This window comes from Falsiroseomonas oryziterrae, from assembly GCF_021864505.1.
In the GTDB taxonomy this organism is placed as follows: Bacteria; Pseudomonadota; Alphaproteobacteria; order Acetobacterales; family Acetobacteraceae; genus Falsiroseomonas; species Falsiroseomonas oryziterrae.
Genome location: NZ_JAKJIB010000058.1, coordinates 1 through 16096, shown reverse-complemented (window position 1 = coordinate 16096; position 16096 = coordinate 1). Strand labels below are relative to the sequence as shown.

The following is a 16096-nucleotide window of genomic DNA, read 5'->3' as shown; positions in this document are numbered from 1 at the left end:
GGGCCGAGGGGAGCGCCGACGCGATGCGCGGCCGCGCGGGGCGCCGATCACGCGACCGCGATCGCGCGCCGGCGGACCGCATCCCTGCCCCCCGGCCGGGCTTCGGGCTCAGACGACGCCCTTCGCCCGCAGCGCGGCGACCTCCGCCTCGCCCATCCCGAGCAGGCCGGACAGGACCTCCTCGGCGTGCTCGCCGAGTTGCGGCGGGGGGATGCGGTAGTCGGCCGGCGTGCCCGAGAGGCGCACCGGGTTGGCGATGACCTTCACCGTCTCGCCCGAGGCATGCGGCAGCTCCACCACGCAGCCGCGCGCCTGGACATGCGGGTCGGCGAAGACCTCCGACAGCTTGTTGATCGGGCCGCAGCCAATCTTCAGCGCCTCCAGCGCCGCGACCCACTCCGCCGTCGTCTTCGACCGCATCAGCGGGGTCAGGGTGTCGGTCACCAACTGGCGGTTGGCGACGCGCGCGGCGTTGGTCGCGAAACGCTCGTCGGCCAGCAGCGCCTCCTGCCCGAAGGCCTTGCAGAAGCGCTCGAAGGTCGGGTCGTTGCCGACCGAGAGCACGATGTGCCCGTCGGCGGTCGGGAAGACCTGGTAGGGCACGATGTTCGGGTGCTGGTTGCCCAGCCGCTCCGGGTTCTGCCCCGTCGCCAGGTAGTTCATGCCCTGGTTCGCGAGCCAGGCGACATGGGTGTCGAGCATCCCGATATCGACCTGCTGCCCGTGCCCCGTGCGCTCGCGGTGGCGCAGCGCGGCGAGGATGCCGATGCAGCCATAGAGGCCGGCGAAGAGGTCGGCGACGGGCACGCCGACCTTCTGCGGCAGGCCGTCCGGCTCGCCGGTCAGGCTCATCACGCCGCCCATGCCCTGGATCAGGCTGTCGTAGCCGGGGCGCGGGGCATAGGGGCCGGTCTGGCCGAAGCCGGTGATGGAGCAGTAGATCAGGCCCGGATACTTCGTCCGGAGCTGCTCGTAGCCGAGCCCGTACTTGGCGAGCGCGCCCACCTTGAAGTTCTCGACCAGGATGTCGCAGGTGTCGAGCAGGCGGTGGATGATCGCCTGGCCTTCCTCGGCCGCGATGTCGAGGGTGAGCGACTTCTTGTTCCGGTTCACCCCGAGGAAGTAGGCGCTCTCCTGCGTATTGGGCCAGTACGGGGGCGCGAAGGCGCGGGTGTCGTCGCCCGCCCCCGGCCGCTCGATCTTGATCACCTCGGCGCCGAGGTCGCCCAGCATCTGCGTGCAGGTCGGGCCCGCGAGGACGCGCGTCAGGTCCAGGACCCTGAGCCCGCGCAGCGGGCCGCTCGGCGCCTTCTCCACCATGTCCCATCTCTCCCAGGCCGGTCCGGGCCACCATTGCCCAGGATGCCCGGCCGCAGCATTGTCGCGCCCCCTCATATGTCCCGACGACGCGGGAGGAAACCCATGCTCGACCGTCCACATCCGACGCCGGAGGCGCCGACCACCGATTGCTTCGCCCTCGCCCGCGCGCTGTCGGGTCATCACTTCATCGGGGGGCGCTACGTGCCGGCCCGGTCCGGCAAGACCTTCGCCGTCGTGAACCCGGCCACGGGCGAGGAGATCGGCCACGCCGCGGAGGGCGATGCGTCCGACGTCGATGCGGCGGTGGAGTCGGCGGCTAAGGCGCAGAAGGAGTGGGCGAAGGTGCCGGCCCGCAAGCGCGGCGCGCTGGTGCATGCCTGCTCGGCGGCGCTGAAGGCCCATGTCGAGGAGCTCGGCCGGCTGATCGCGCTCGAGACCGGCAAGGCGCTCCGGACCGAGAGCCGGGTCGAGGCGAATGTCGTCGCCGACGTGTTCGAGTTCTTCGGCGGGCTCGGCAGCGAGCTGAAGGGCGAGTCGGTGCCCTTCGCGCCCAACGTGCTGAGCGTGACGGTGCGCGAGCCGCTCGGCGTGGTCGGGGCGATCATCCCCTGGAACGTGCCGATGCTGCTGATGGCGCTGAAGGTCGCGCCCGCGCTGGTGGCCGGGAACACGGTGGTGGTGAAGAGCGCGGAGGAGGCGCCGCTCGCGGTGCTGCGGATCTGCGAGATCCTCAACCGCGTCCTGCCGCCCGGCGTCTTCAACATGGTCTCGGGCTTCGGCCCGGAATGCGGCGCGCCGCTCGTCGCGCACCCGCAGGTGAAGAAGGTGACCTTCACCGGCTCGGTCGAGACCGGGAAGATCGTCTACAAGACCGCGGCCGAGAAGCTGATCCCGGTGACGCTCGAGCTCGGCGGCAAGTCGCCGATGATCGTCTTCGCCGATTGCGACTTCGACAAGACGGTGAGCGGCGCGCTGACCTCGATGCGCTTCACGCGCCAGGGGCAGTCCTGCACCGCCGCCAGCCGCATCTATGTCGAGCGGCCGATCTTCGACCGCTTCGTCGCCGCGATGAAGTCGGCGGTCGACAACATGGTCATGGGCGACCCGCTCGACGAGAAGACCGACATCGGCACGATCATCAGCGACGGGCAGTTCGAGAAGGTGCGGGGCTACATCGAGGAAGGCACGAAGACCCCGGGCGCGACGGCGCATGTCTGCTCGGCCATGCCGAAGGACCCGGCGCTGCGGAAGGGGCTGTTCATCCAGCCGGTGATCTTCACCGGGCTGACGAAGGACAGCCGCCTGGTGAAGGAGGAGATCTTCGGCCCCGTCACCGTCATCCAGCCCTTCGACGACCCGGAAGCCGTGCTGGCCGAGGCGAATGACAGCGAGTACGGCCTGGCGGCGTCGCTCTGGACCAACAACCTCAAGGTTGGGCTCGACCTGGCGCACCGGCTGGAAGCCGGGCTGGTGCAGATCAACCAGAACCTCGTGGTGCAGGCGAATCTGAGCTACGGCGGCGTGAAGTCCTCCGGCCTCGGCAAGGAGGCCTCGCTCGAGGCGATGCTCGAGCACTTCACGCACAAGAAGACCATCATGGTGAACATGGGATGAGGCGGCGACGCCGCGTCAGGCGGGGCGAATTCAGCGCCCCGCCGCGACGCGCCGTTCCCCCGAACGGCGCGCCGCAGGCGGCGTCAGAAGGACGCGAGCGCCAGCTTGATCGGCGCCGCGTCGAGGCCGGCGAGCGTCGCGCCGAGCACAAGGCCCACGACCACCACACCGAGCATCGGCAGCAGTGGCCACTCCTTGCGGGTCACCTCGCGCTCCGGCGCCCAGGGCCGATGCGTCTTCGTGTAGTAGCGGTAGCCGGCACTCACAGGCCGCGAACGGGCTTTCATATTCCCCTCCTGATTCAACCCGACCCCCCGAGTCGTGGGTTAACAATTCGCTCCCGTAGCGATTCGATGCAAGCACGATTTTACAGTCACTTGCGGAGTGTTGCTAAAGGCGCACACCCGTACCGACCGAAAAATGTTGCAGCGCAGCAAAACAGGGGTATCTGACAGGGCATGCGCTTCCTCCGCTTCGCCGGCCGGCTCCTCGGATTGCTCGTCGTACTCGCCACCCTGGGCATCGCATTCGCCGTCGCGCTCGTCTTCACGAGCCTTCCCGATGCGCGCGAGGAGCTGCAGGTCGCAGGGCTCTCGGCACCCGTCACCGTGACGCTCGACAGCGACGGCATCCCGCGCATCGAGGCGCAGAGCGAACGCGATGCGACGATCGCGCTCGGCTATCTCCACGCGCGCGATCGCATGTTCCAGATGGAAGCGATGCGACGCGGCGCCGAAGGCCGCCTCGCGGAGATCGCGGGCGCGAGCGCGCTGCGGCTCGATCGCTTCTCGCGCACGCTCGGGCTCGCGCAGCGTGCGCGCGGCGATCTCGATGCGCTGAACGCGGACACGCGCGACCTGCTGCAGGCCTATGCGGATGGCGTGAACGCATGGATCGCCGCGCGCGGACGCCTCGCCGCGCCGGAGTTCCTCGTGCTCGGCGAACCGGAGCCGTGGAAGCCCGAGCATTCGCTGCTGTGGGGCCGCGTGATGGGCCTCTGGCTTTCGGGCAGCTGGCGGCGCGACGTCGAGCGCGCGCGGCTCGAGCAGACCGTCGCGCCCGAGCGTCTCCGTCTGCTCTGGCCCGAGGACGACAGCCCGGGGCGTCCCGATCTCGTCGCGCTCGACGCCGCGTCGCTCGAGCGGATGCTCGCGCAGGTACCGCGCTTCGGCGAGGACGCACCGCTGCCGGAGAGCGCGTCGAATGCCTGGACGGTCGCGCCGCGGCGCTCGGCCTCCGGCGCGCCGCTTCTCGCCTCCGATCCGCATCTCGGCTTCCAGGCGCCGATCATGTGGTACCTGGCGCGCATCGAACTGCCGGATGGGCGCTTCCGCGCCGGCGCCACCGCGCCCGGCGTGCCCGCGATCGTGATCGGCCGCAACGAGCGCATCGCCTGGGGCTTCACCACCACGCACTCCGACACCCAGGACGTCTTCGTCGAGCGGGTCGTCGGGCCCGACCGCTACGCGACGCCGGATGGTCCGCGCAGCTTCGCGACACGCTGGGAGGAGATCCGCGTGCGGGGCCGCAGCGAGCCCGAGACGCTGCGCGTGCGCGAGACGCGGCACGGGCCGGTGGTCAGCGACCTCGACGCGCAGCTGGGCCGCGGCGACACGGTGCTGTCGGTGGCGATGGCGAACCTCGCGCCGCGCGACACCTCCGCCGATGGCCTGATGATGCTGAACCGCGCGACGAGCGTGGGCGAGGCACGCGCGGCCGCGGCGCTCATCGCCAGCCCGCCGCAGAACCTGATGGTCGCGGATGCCTCGGGACGCATCGCGCAATACATGGTCGGGCGCACGCCGGTGCGGCGATCGGGCGACGGCACGCGGCCTGCGCCGGGTTGGGACGGCGCGGCGGACTGGACCGGCTTCGTGCCCTTCGACGCCATGCCGCATGTCGAGGACCCGCCGAGCGGCGTCATCGCCGCCGCCAACAGCCGCCCGGCGCCGCCGGGACACCCCGTGTTCCTCGGCCGGGACTGGTTCGGCGACTGGCGCCTGCGGCGGATCGGCGAGCTGATCGCGGCGCGGCCGCTGCACGATGCCGCGGGCTTCGCGGCCATGCAGAACGACGTCGTCTCGCCCTTCGCGCGCGAGGTGCTGCCGACGCTGCGCGCGGTCGAGCCCTCCGCCGGCGCGGCGCGGGCGCATGCGCTGCTCCGCGACTGGGACGGGACGATGGCGGCGGAGGCGCCGCAGCCGCTGCTGTTCCACGCGTGGCTGCGTGCCTTCCGGCGACTCGCCCTCGAGGCAGCCGGCGCCGCGGCGGCCGAGGATGCGGCCGGCCCCGAATTCCTGCGTGCGCTGCTGCATCCGGACGGCCGGGGCCGCGCCTGGTGCGGCGAGGACGCCTGTGCCGCGCTGCTGGGCCGCGCGCTGGACGAGGCGGTGCGCGACCTCGGGTCGCGTCACGGCAGCGACCCGGCCGCCTGGCGCTGGGGCGCGGCGCATGTCGCCCGCTTCGAGCATCCGCTGCTTCGTTTCGTCCCGGGGATCGGTGCGCTGACGCGGCTCGAGGCGTCGACCGGCGGCGACGGCGAGACGATCGCGCGCGGCGGCTTCCGCGGCGGCGCCGAGCGTCCCTTCGCGCATGCGCATGGCGCCGGGCTTCGCGCGGTCTTCGACCTGGCCGATCCCGACGGCGTGCTGGTGATGATCGCGACCGGGCAGTCGGGCCATCCCCTGTCGGATCGTTGGGGAAGCCTGCTGCAACGCTGGCGGGACGGCGACGTTCTGCGCCTCGGCCGGGTGCCGGACCGCGAGACGGGCCGGATCCAGCTCAACCCGTGACGGAGCCCCCGCCGAGCATGGTTGATTCGCGACTGCGCAGCGCCGAGAGTGGGGTCTGACCGATGCTCCACCGCGCCGCCCGCCGCCCCCAGTTCTTCTACACGACCGCGCCCCTGCCCTGCCCCTACCTGCCGGGCCGGACGGAGCGGAAGATCGTGACCGAGCTCTCGGGCGGCGAGGCCGAGGCGCTGCACGACCGACTCTCGCGCGCCGGCTTCCGACGCAGCCACAACATCGCCTATTCGCCCGTCTGCCCCGGCTGCCGCGCCTGCATCCCGATCCGGATCATCGCCGGCGCCTTCCAGCCCGACCGGACGCAGCGCCGCATCATGCGGGCCAATACGGATGTGACGGCTTATGAGATGCCCTCGCGCGCCAGCGCGGAGCAGTTCGCGCTGTTCCAGCGCTACCAGTCGGCCCGCCACGGCGACGGCGACATGGCGGCGATGGGTTTCTACGACTACCGCGCCATGGTGGAGGACACGCCGATCACCACCGGCATGGTGGAGTTCCGCGACGCCGGCGGCCGACTGGTCGGGGCCTGCCTGACGGATTGGCTCACCGATGGGCTCTCCGCGGTCTATTCCTTCTACGACCCGGAGGAGGCGCGGCGCAGCCTCGGGACCTACGCGATCCTCTGGCTGGTCTCGCGCGCACGGTCGCTCTCGTTGCCCTATGTGTATCTCGGCTACTGGGTCCCGGAGAGCCGGAAGATGAGCTACAAGGCCCGCTTCCGGCCGAGCGAGACTCTTTCGGGCGGGATCTGGCGCATCCTGCCGGAACATGGCGGCGAACCCGCCGCCGCCGCTCCGGGCGTGCAGGACAAGGTCAGCGTGACCGGCTGACCCGCGGGGGCGGCCGAACCTGCCTCAGGCCGGCGCCAGCGCCACCACGCGGCAGGAGCGCTTCACGCGCTCGGCCATCACCGCATCCAGCGCGCGCGCAATGCGGTCGCGCAGCAGCGGATCGGGCTCGCCCTCCGCGGGACCGAACAGGGCGACCAGGAGCGCGAGGGTCTCGGTGCGGGTGCGCGCGAGCGCGGAGGCGGAATCGGGCGCCGCCGCCTCCATCGTGTCGAGCAGATCGCGGATGGACGGACTCACCCACATGGGGATCTCCTTCCCTGCCCGGGTGGGCAGAGCGGTTGCTGACAACAAGCATTCCCCAACTGAGCGGATGCGGCGGCTTGAAGGCGCCGCCCTGCACGCTCATCTGCGCATGTCCGCGACGCGGCCGCAAGTGAAACCGTGGCGGGCGCAGCAGGCGTCCGCAAGGCTTCACACGCCGAAGCGGCGGCTCTTCGGGAATCCCGGCGGCGGCATCTTGCCCGTACCGGCCCGCTGCCCGCGCCAGGTGGCGAGCTCGGTCTCCACCCGCACCCCGTTGCCGTAGCGCCAGGCCAGGCCCTCGCGGCGGGCGAAGACCTTGGCGTCCTTCAGCTCGCCATCCTTCACCGCGATCAGCTGCACGCCGCGGCCGCGCGTCATCTCCGGCACTTGGTCGAGCGGGAAGACCAGCAGGCGCGCATCGGTGGTGACCGCCACGCTGTCGCCCGCCGCCGGCGTGCAGACCAGCGCCTCCCGGCCCGCCTCCACCAGCAGCACCTGCTTGCCGGTCCGCTTCTCGGCCAGCAGGTCCTCGCCCTTCACGACGAAGCCCTTGGCGTCGGTCGAGGCGACCAGCCACTTCGCGCCCTCGGCATGGACGAACATCGCGACCACCGCGTCCTCGTTCGTCATGTCGAGCATGAGCCGCACCGGCTGGCCGTCGCCGCGGCCGCGCGGGATGGCGTCCGCCTTCAGCGTATAGGCCTTGCCGTTGGTGGCGAAGAGCACGATGCGGTCGGTGGTCATGGCATGCACCGCCGCGTGCAGCGCATCGCCCTCCTTGAACTTGAGCTCGGCATCCTCCGGCAGGTGCGACTTCACCGCGCGGATCCAGCCCTTCTCCGACAGGATGACGGTGATCGGCTCCTTCTCCACGAAGGCCATCTCGTCCACGACCACCTCTGGCAGCGCCTTGCCGACCTCGGTGCGGCGCTTGCCGAGCGCGCCGCCGCCGAATTTCTGCCGCGTCGCCTCGATCTCCTCCGCGATCGCGTCCCAGCGCGCCTTCTCGCTCTTCAGCAGGCCCTGCAGCTTCTTCTGCTCCGCCGAGAGCTTCTTGTGCTCCTTGCGGATCTCCATCTCTTCCAGCTTGCGCAGGGCGCGGAGCCGCATGTCGAGGATGGCATTGGCCTGGACCTCGGTCAGGCTGAAGGCGGCCATCAGCGCCTCCTTCGGCTTGTCCTCCTCGCGGACGATGCGGATCACCTCGTCGAGGTTGAGGTAGACGATCAGGTAGCCGTCGAGGATCTCGAGCCGGCGCGCGATCGCGGCCAGGCGATGCTCCGTCCGCCGCACCAGCACGACATGGCGGTGGTCGAGCCAGGCGCGCAGCACCTCCTTCAGCCCCATCACCCGCGGCGTGCGGTCCGCGTCGAGGACGTTCATGTTGAGCGGGAAGCGGCTTTCCAGCGCGGTGGCGCGGAACAGCGTCTCCATCATCACCGCCGGGTCCACCGTGCGCGACTTCGGCTCGAGCACCATGCGGACCACATCCGTGCTCTCGTCGCGCACGTCGCCGAGCAGCGGGAGCTTCTTCTCCTCCATCAGCTGCGCGATCTGCTCGATCAGGCGCGACTTCTGCACCTGGTAGGGGATCTCGGTGACGACGATCTGCCAGGTGCCGTTCTTGAGCTTCTCGACCTCCCACTTTGCGCGCAGGCGGAAGCCGCCGCGGCCGGTGGCATAGGCCTCGCGGATCGCCTCGCGGCTCTCGACCAGGATGCCGCCGGTCGGGAAGTCCGGGCCCGGCATATGCTTCAGCAGCGCATCCACCGTGACATCGGGGTTGCGGATCACCTCGAGCGCCGCCGCGCAGACCTCGCCCGCATTGTGCGGCGGGATGGAGGTCGCCATGCCGACCGCGATGCCGGCCGCGCCGTTGGCGAGCAGGTTCGGGAAGGCGGCCGGAAGGACCAGCGGCTCCTTCTCCTCCCCGTCGTAGGTGGGGCGGAAATCGACCGCGTTCTCCTCGATCCCCTCGAGGAGGGCCTGCGCCACCTCGGTCAGCCGCGCCTCGGTGTAGCGCATGGCCGCGGCGTTATCGCCGTCGATGTTGCCGAAATTGCCCTGGCCCTCGACCAGCGGGTAGCGCGCCGCGAAGTCCTGCGCCTGGCGGACCAGCGCCTCGTAGATCGAGCTGTCGCCATGCGGGTGGTACTTGCCCATCACGTCGCCGACGATGCGGGCGCATTTCTTGAAGCCCGCCTCGGGGTCGAGCTTCAGCTGGTGCATCGCGTAGAGCAGGCGCCGATGGACCGGCTTCAGACCGTCCCGGACGTCGGGCAGCGAGCGGCTGACAATCGTGGAGAGGGCGTAGGCGAGGTAGCGCTCCGACAGTGCGTCGGCGAGCGGGGTCTCGCGCGAGGCGCCGCCGTCGGGAAGGGCCTTGATGTCGTCCGGCATGGGAATGGATTCGCGGTTCGTTCCTGTCCGCCGGGTCTAGCCCATCTCCGCCGGTGGCGCCACCAAGGCGGCAACCCGGTCGGCCAGCAGCTCGCGGCTCACCGGCAGCGGCCGGTGATGGGTCCCGAAGACGTCGCGCGCGAGGAAATGCCCGGTCAGCCTCAGGCCCGCCAGCCAGTCGGCGGGCTCCGAAGGCCCCTGGCCGAGAAGGAAGCGCGGCAGCGGCAGCAGCCGGTTGCGCCAGGCGCCCGCCCCGGCCTCCGACACCGCGCGGCCGCTGCGGGGCGAGACGAAGCCGAGGTCGTCGGTGCTGCCCGTCACCGCGCAACGCGAGAGGTCGAGGCCGTAGCCGAGCTCCGCGAGCAACTCCGCCTCCCAGCGCACCAGCTCGGGCAGCGCGGCCTCCCCGCCTTGCGCCAGTCGAGCCACGAGCGCCACGAGGCCGCGGAAGATGCGCGGATGCGGCTCCCGGTCCGGCAGCGCGCCATCCGCGACGCTGGTCGCGGCGCGCAGCACGGCAAGCGCGAGCGGATCCTCCATCGCCAGCGCCGCGGCGGCGTGCACGATCTCCCCCGTCAGCGCGCCCAGCTGATCGGCGAGCCGCGCGACCCAGCGCACCTCGACGAGGTTGCCGGGCTGCCACAGCGCGGCCTGCGCACGGCTTGCGCCCCCCTTGGCAAGCCCCGCATGGCGCCCGTGCTCCTCGGTCAGCAGCGTGACCACCGCGCCGGAGTCGCCGAGCGGCCGCACGTCCAGCACCACCGCAGGGGCCTGCCATTCCATGCGCGAGGCCTTCCACACTCCGCCCGCCGCGTCCAGCGCAAGGGATGCGCGAGCAACGCCCATGCCTGCTTCGCCGCAGCGGATCATCTGGCGCGAACGTGAGTCGCGGACGGTCGCAAGCGCGGGAGCGGGGGTCGCCGCGCGCCGCACCGGCAGTTAGAGCAGCCGCATGCGACGCAGCTTCCTCCTGGGCGGAGCCGCCGCCCTCGCGGCCCTTGCCACGCCGCGCATCGGCCATGCGAGCGCCGCGCGGCGCATCTCGCTCCGCCACTCCGGCACCGGCGCCCGGTTTTCCGGGTCATGGCACGACGGCCGCCGTCCCGATCCGGTCGCCATGGCGGAGCTCTCCATCGTGCTGGCCGACGCCGGCGCACTGCCGGCGCGCCCCTTCGATCCCGGCGCCATCGAGATCGCCTGGACGGTGGCGCAGCAGGCCGGCCTTGCCGGCGATCTCGCCGTGCATTCGGGCTTCCGCACGCCGCAGGTGAACCGGGCCGTCCAGGGTGTCGGCGACAGCCAGCACCTGCGCGCCATGGCGGTCGACCTCGGCGTCGCCTCGGGGCGCCTGGCCGCCGTGGCGGAGGCGGCGCTGCGCCTCGCGCGCGGGGGCGTCGGCGTCTATCAGCGCCGCAGCTTCGTGCATCTCGACAGCGGGCCGGTGCGGCAATGGGCCGACGCCTCCGACGGCAGCTCGGCCCTTGCCGCCATGTCCCCGCGGGAACGCCAGCTGAACCAGATCGCGACGGAATGGCGGCGCGGCCGCACGCTACGTATCGACACGCGCCTGCCGAACGGCTGGTAGTTCAGCCCGGGTCGTCGAGGCCGAGCGCGCGCAGCCGCCCGCGCTCCTCGTCCCAGCCGGCGCGTTCCTTCACGTTGAGGAACAGGTGGATGCGCCGCTCGAGCAGCTTCTCGAGCTCGGCGCGCGCGCGCTGGCCGATCTCGCGGATCCGCGCGCCCTTGTCGCCGATCAGGATCGCCTTCTGGCTGGCGCGGCTGACATAGATCGTGACGTCGATGCGCGCGGAGCCGTCCTTGCGCTCCTCCCACTGCTCGGTCTCCACCGTCGCGTGGTGGGGCACTTCCTCATGCGTCTGGCGCAGCACCTGCTCGCGCACGATCTCGGCCGCGAGCATGCGCTGGGGGAGGTCGGAGAGATCGTCCTCCGGGAAGAGGTAGGGTCCCGCCGGCATCGCCGCGGCCAGCGCGTCCAGCAGCCGGTCGAGCCCGTCGCCCTTCAGGGCGGAGATCATGAAGGTCTCGCGGAAGGGCAGCAGGTCGTTCAGCTCCTTGGCCAACGGCAGCAGCCGCTCGCGCGGGATCAGATCGGCCTTGGTGAGCGCGAGCATCAGCGGGCGCTTCGACTTCGCGAGGCCCTCGACGATGGCGCGGACATCGTCCTTCAGCCCGGCGCGCGCATCCACCAGCAGCAGCGTAAGGTCGGCATCCTGCGCGCCGCCCCAGGCGGCGTTCACCATGGCGCGGTCGAGCCGGCGGCGCGGCGCGAAGATGCCGGGCGTGTCCACCAGCACGATCTGGCTCGTCCCGTGCATGACCACGGCGCGGATGCGGAAGCGCGTCGTCTGCGGCTTGGGCGAGACGATGGTGACCTTGGTGCCGGCCAGCGCGTTGACCAGCGTCGACTTGCCGGCATTCGGCGCGCCCACCACGGCGACCAGCCCGCAGCGTGGTTCGCCGCCTTCGGCGGCGCGCGGCCGATGCAGACCTTCGGGGCTGTCGCCCCTCCGGTCATCGGACGCGCCGTCATCACTCGGACCGCTCATGCCTCGAGCACCGCGAGAAGTCTCTCCGCCGCGGCCTGCTCCGCCGCGCGCTTGTTCTCGCCGCTGCCTTCTGCGTCCTGCCCGGCGGCCAGCACGCGCACGACGAAGACAGGGCTGTGCGACGGGCCGGTCGCGGAGACCAGCATGTATTCCGGCAGGCCGAGGCCGCGCCCGAGGGTCCATTCCTGCAGCCGTGTCTTCGGCGAGACGGGCGGGCGCGCCGAGGCCTCCAGCAGCGTCGACCATTCGCGCCTGACCAGCGCGCGCGCGGGTTCGAGCCCGCCATCGAGGTAGAGCGCGCCCAGGATCGCCTCCACCGCATCCGCCAGCACCGACGCCCGGCGCCGGACGCCCGAGCGTTCCTCGTTCGGCGGGACGCGGAGCGCGGCCGCGACGCCGAGCGTGCCGGCCACCTTCGCCAGGCTGTCCTGCGCCACCAGGACCGCGAGGCGCTTGCCGAGATCTCCCTCGCGCTCGGCGGGGAAACGCTCGGCCAGCCATTCCGCCATCAGCAGGGCCAGCACGCGGTCGCCGACGAACTCGAGCCGCTCGTTGGAATCGAGCATCTGCTTGCGCGGATCGGCCGCGGAGCGGTGGGTCAGGGCGTGGAGGAGAAGATCGGGGCGGGCGAAGCGATGCGGCAGGCGCGCGGCCAGGTCGCCGACGGGATCCCCGGCCGCGCCGCTCACCGGACGCCGCTGAACAGCCGCGACCAGCGTATCGCCGTCGGCCATCCCCAGAACTCCCACCAGCGCGCGGAGCCGTCCACCGAGAAGAAGATGAACTCGGCGCGGCCGACCAGGTTCTCGACGGGGATGAAGCCGACCGCGCTGGAGCGGCTGTCGAGGCTGTTGTCGCGGTTGTCGCCCATGGCGAAGACATGGCCCTGCGGCACCACGAACTCGATCGTGTTGTCGAAGGGCTGATCGTCCGACATCTCGAGGATGTTGTGGATGTGGGGCGTGACGCCGGGCTGCGGCGGCAGGATCTCGCGGAACTGGCGCACCACCATGCGCGGGCCGTCCCCCTCGACCGTGAAGTTGCCGAGGAACTCGCGCCGCACCGGCTGGCCGTTCAGGTGCAGCACGCCGCTGCGCACCTGCACGCGGTCGCCCGGCAGACCGATGATACGCTTGATGTAGTCGGTCGAGTTGTCGCGCGGCAGCTTGAACACCGCGACGTCGCCGCGTTGCGGCAGGCTGCCGAAGATCCGCCCCGAGAACAGGTTGGGGCTGAACGGCATGGAATGCCGCGAATAGCCGTAGGAATATTTCGAGACGAACAGGTAGTCGCCCACGAGCAGACTCGGGATCATGCTGCCGGAGGGGATGTTGAACGGCTCAAAGGCGACGGTGCGGATGCCGATCGCGATCAGGCCCGCATAGACGATCGTCTTGATCGATTCGAGCCAGCCGCCCGACTTCTGCTTGGCCATGGACGAGGTTTTCGGCGGCATCCTAACGGACGGCCCTGTTCACGGCGCCGCCTCCTGGGCCGCCGGTAGAGCGCGGAGGGGGGCGGCGTGTCAAGGAAGCCCGCCCGGCGGCGCCATGCGCCCGCCGCCGAGGGCGGCCGGCAGGGGGACGGCGCTGATGATCACCATCGCCTGGGCGTAGGGGAACTCGTCGGTCATGGTCAGCGCGATGGAGGACAGGTGGCCGGCCGGCGTGATCGCCTTCAGCCGCTCCGCCGCGCCGCCCGTCAGGCGCAGCGTCGGCTGGCCGGAGGAAAGGTTCACCACCCCGAGGTCGCGCCAGAACACCCCGGCGCGGAAGCCGGTGCCGAGCGCCTTCGACGCCGCCTCCTTCGCCGCGAAGCGCTTGGCGTAGGTGGCGGCGCGGATGCGGTCGGCGCGACGCTCCGCCTTGGCGCGTTCGAGCGGCGTGAAGACGCGTTCGAGGAAGCGGTCGCCATGCCGCGCGATCACCGCCTCGATCCGGCGGATGTCCACCACGTCGCTGCCTAGTCCGATGATCATGCGAGCCGCACGCTCAACCCTTCGCTCGCTCGGCCTGCGCCACGCCCTGCACGGCGCGCAGCGCGGCGATGATGTTCGACAGGTGGCGCAAGTCCTTCACCTCCACGTCGATCGCGATCTCCTGGAAGTCGGGGCCGCGATGGTGGATGCGGAGGTTCTCGATCGCCCCGTCCTGCCGCGCGATGGCGTCGGTCACCGCCGAGAGGGCGCCCCGGTCGGAGGAGGCGACGATCTCGATCCGGCCGACATGGGCGCCCCCTGCCCCGCCCTCGTAGTCCCAGTCCACATCCAGGAAGCGCTCGGGGCTGTCGGCGAAGGCGGAGAGGTTGTGGCAATCCGCCTTGTGGACGGTCACCCCCTTGCCGGTGGAAACGATGCCGACGATGCGGTCGCCCGGCAGCGGGTGGCAGCATCCGGCGAAGTTCACCTGCATGCCGGCGACGAGTCCGGAGATGCCCATCGCAACGTCGCGCCGCCCGCCCTTGACGGCGTTCGCCGGCACGGCGCGGGGACGGGAGCGTGCGATCGGCAACGGGTCGGCGGCGCGCGGCGGACCCTTCAGCTCGGGATAGACGGCGTGCACCACGTCGCGCGGCGTGACACCGCCAGCGGCGACGACGAGGCAGAGTTCCTCGAAATTCGGCTGCTTGAGCTTCCCGAGCACCGGCTCGATCGCCTTCTCGGAGAACTCCACGCCTTCCTGGCGGAAGGCCTTGGCGATGGCGGCGCGCCCTTCCTGGCGGCTCACCTCCCGCTGCTGGGCATGGACGAAGCGCCGGATGCGGGCCTTCGCCTTGCCGGTGACGACGAAGCGTTCCCATTGCGGGTTCGGCGTGCCGCCGCGCGCGGTGATGATCTCCACCTGGTCGCCGTTCTCGAGCGGCGTGCGCAGCGGCTTGATGACGCCGTTGATCTTGGCGCCGACGCACTGGTCGCCGACCTGGCTGTGCACCTGGTAGGCGAAGTCCACCGGCGTGGAGCCGCGCGGCAGCGCGATCAGGTCGCCGCGCGGCGTGAAGCAAAAGACCTGGTCGCGGTGCAGCTCGAGCCGGGTGGCGTCGAGGAACTCCTGCGGCTCGGCCGCCTGCTCCAGGATCTCGAGCAGGTCCTTCACCCAGGGGAACTTCTGCTGGTCCTTCGCCGCCTGGCCGCCCTGCTTGTAGATCCAGTGCGCGGCGACGCCGTATTCGGCCACCTCGTGCATCTCGCGCGTGCGGATCTGCACCTCGATCTTGGCGTTGCGCTTCTCCGGCACCGTCACGCCGGTGTGCAGGCTCTGGTAGCCGTTCGGCTTCGGGGTCGAGATGTAGTCCTTGAAGCGGCCCGGCACCACGCGATAGGCGCCGTGCAGCGCGCCGAGCGCCGCATAGCAGGCCGCCTTGTCGGGCACGATGACACGGAAGGCCATGATGTCCGAGAGCTGCTCGAACTCCACCTTCTTGCCGTGCATCTTGAGCCAGATCGAGTAGGGCGACTTCTCGCGTCCCGTCAGCTCCAGCACCTCGATGCCGTTCGCCTTCATCGTCTCGGCCAGGTCCTCCTTGATCTCGTCGATCAGGTCGGCACCCTGCCCGTAGAGGAAGGATCGACGCGCGGCGATGGTCTGGAAGGCGTCGGGGTCGAGCTCGCGGAAGGAGAGTGTCTCGAGCTCGGTCTTCAGCGCGTCCATGCCGATGCGCTCGGCGAGGGGGGCGAAGATCTCCATCGTCTCCCGCGCGGTCTTGCGGCGCCGCGCCTCCTGCGGGACGAAATGGAGCGTGCGCATGTTGTGCAGCCGGTCCGCCAGCTTCACAAGCAGGACGCGGATGTCCTCGCTCATCGCCAGGACGAGCTTGCGGAAGTTCTCGGCCTGCTTGGTGCGTTCCGACTGCAGCTCGAGGCGCGTCAGCTTGGTGACGCCGTCCACCAGCCGCGCCACTTCCTTGCCGAAGCGCTTCTCGATCTCGGGCAGGCCGGTCTTGGTGTCCTCCGCCACGTCGTGCAGCAGCGCGGTGGCGATGGAGGCGGTGTCGAGGCGGTACTGCGCCAGGATCTGCGCGACCGCGACGGGATGGGTGATGTAAGGGTCGCCGTTGTCGCGAGTCTGCCCGGCATGGGCGGCGGCGGCGACCTGGAAGGCCTGCTCGATCAGCGCCGCATCGGCACGCTGGTCGTAGCTTGCGACCAGCCGGGCCAGTTCCTGGCCGGTGCCGGCTGGCACGCCGGCGGCGAGGCCATCCGGCGCGAAGGGGGTGACGAGCCCGGGCCGCGCGGTCATGCGGGCACCGCCGCGAGCGGCCGCCCGGGGCGTGCTGCGGTGGCGGCGGGGGCGGCGCC

Annotated in this window: 14 protein-coding genes; 4 read left to right on the top strand and 10 right to left on the bottom strand. The window is 71.2% G+C overall.

The window, feature by feature from the left end; all coding sequences use genetic code 11:
- Nucleotides 1–108 precede the first annotated feature (108 nt).
- Nucleotides 109–1320 carry a CaiB/BaiF CoA transferase family protein gene (locus L2I40_RS07530; protein ID WP_237214289.1) on the bottom strand — a complete coding sequence of 404 codons (1212 nt, stop codon included), beginning with the start codon at nucleotides 1318–1320 and terminating at the stop codon, nucleotides 109–111.
- Between the two features lie 102 nt (nucleotides 1321–1422).
- Here L2I40_RS07530 and L2I40_RS07525 point away from each other — a divergent pair, with 102 nt between their 5' ends.
- Nucleotides 1423–2934: an aldehyde dehydrogenase family protein gene (locus L2I40_RS07525; RefSeq protein ID WP_237214288.1), complete on the top strand. Its 1512-nt coding sequence runs from the start codon at nucleotides 1423–1425 to the stop codon at nucleotides 2932–2934.
- A gap of 83 nt (nucleotides 2935–3017) precedes the next feature.
- Here the strand turns inward: L2I40_RS07525 and L2I40_RS07520 are convergent, their stop codons facing one another.
- Nucleotides 3018–3221, bottom strand: a complete 204-nt coding sequence (locus tag L2I40_RS07520; protein WP_237214287.1) for a hypothetical protein — start codon at nucleotides 3219–3221, stop codon at nucleotides 3018–3020.
- 171 nt (nucleotides 3222–3392) lie between these two features.
- On the opposite strand from L2I40_RS07520, the gene L2I40_RS07515 reads away from it, so the two are divergent.
- Both L2I40_RS07515 and L2I40_RS07510 read left to right on the top strand, forming a co-directional pair.
- Nucleotides 3393–5726, top strand: a complete 2334-nt coding sequence (locus tag L2I40_RS07515; RefSeq protein WP_237214286.1) for a penicillin acylase family protein — start codon at nucleotides 3393–3395, stop codon at nucleotides 5724–5726.
- 62 nt (nucleotides 5727–5788) lie between these two features.
- Nucleotides 5789–6571, top strand: coding sequence for an arginyltransferase (locus L2I40_RS07510; RefSeq protein WP_237214285.1), 783 nt, complete (start codon nucleotides 5789–5791; stop codon nucleotides 6569–6571).
- A 24-nt stretch (nucleotides 6572–6595) separates the two neighbouring features.
- On the opposite strand, the gene L2I40_RS07505 is transcribed toward L2I40_RS07510, so the two are convergent.
- The 3 genes from L2I40_RS07505 to recO form a co-directional block, all read right to left on the bottom strand.
- Complete coding sequence (locus L2I40_RS07505) at nucleotides 6596–6835, bottom strand: hypothetical protein (protein WP_237214284.1); 240 nt, start codon at nucleotides 6833–6835, stop codon at nucleotides 6596–6598.
- A 168-nt stretch (nucleotides 6836–7003) separates the two neighbouring features.
- Complete coding sequence (parC, locus tag L2I40_RS07500; RefSeq protein WP_237214283.1) at nucleotides 7004–9235, bottom strand: DNA topoisomerase IV subunit A; 2232 nt, start codon at nucleotides 9233–9235, stop codon at nucleotides 7004–7006.
- Between the two features lie 36 nt (nucleotides 9236–9271).
- Nucleotides 9272–10018, bottom strand: coding sequence for a DNA repair protein RecO (gene recO / locus L2I40_RS07495; RefSeq protein ID WP_237214282.1), 747 nt, complete (start codon nucleotides 10016–10018; stop codon nucleotides 9272–9274).
- A 169-nt stretch (nucleotides 10019–10187) separates the two neighbouring features.
- On the opposite strand from recO, the gene L2I40_RS07490 reads away from it, so the two are divergent.
- Nucleotides 10188–10820 carry a YcbK family protein gene (locus L2I40_RS07490; RefSeq protein WP_237214281.1) on the top strand — a complete coding sequence of 211 codons (633 nt, stop codon included), beginning with the start codon at nucleotides 10188–10190 and terminating at the stop codon, nucleotides 10818–10820.
- Nucleotide 10821: 1 nt separating this feature from the next.
- Here the strand turns inward: L2I40_RS07490 and era are convergent, their stop codons facing one another.
- The 5 genes from era to L2I40_RS07465 form a co-directional block, all read right to left on the bottom strand.
- Nucleotides 10822–11802, bottom strand: coding sequence for a GTPase Era (gene era, locus L2I40_RS07485; protein ID WP_237214280.1), 981 nt, complete (start codon nucleotides 11800–11802; stop codon nucleotides 10822–10824).
- Nucleotides 11799–12536: a ribonuclease III gene (rnc, locus tag L2I40_RS07480; RefSeq protein ID WP_372491024.1), complete on the bottom strand. Its 738-nt coding sequence runs from the start codon at nucleotides 12534–12536 to the stop codon at nucleotides 11799–11801. The genes era and rnc overlap by 4 nt, the downstream gene beginning before the upstream one ends.
- Nucleotides 12488–13237, bottom strand: a complete 750-nt coding sequence (lepB, locus tag L2I40_RS07475) for a signal peptidase I (protein WP_237214279.1) — start codon at nucleotides 13235–13237, stop codon at nucleotides 12488–12490. Before lepB ends, rnc begins: the two co-directional genes overlap by 49 nt.
- Before the next feature lie 90 nt (nucleotides 13238–13327).
- On the bottom strand, nucleotides 13328–13780 hold the full coding sequence (gene acpS / locus L2I40_RS07470; RefSeq protein WP_237214278.1) for a holo-ACP synthase: 453 nt from the start codon (nucleotides 13778–13780) through the stop codon (nucleotides 13328–13330).
- 13 nt (nucleotides 13781–13793) lie between these two features.
- Nucleotides 13794–16037: a RelA/SpoT family protein gene (locus tag L2I40_RS07465; RefSeq protein WP_237214277.1), complete on the bottom strand. Its 2244-nt coding sequence runs from the start codon at nucleotides 16035–16037 to the stop codon at nucleotides 13794–13796.
- Nucleotides 16038–16096 lie beyond the last annotated feature (59 nt).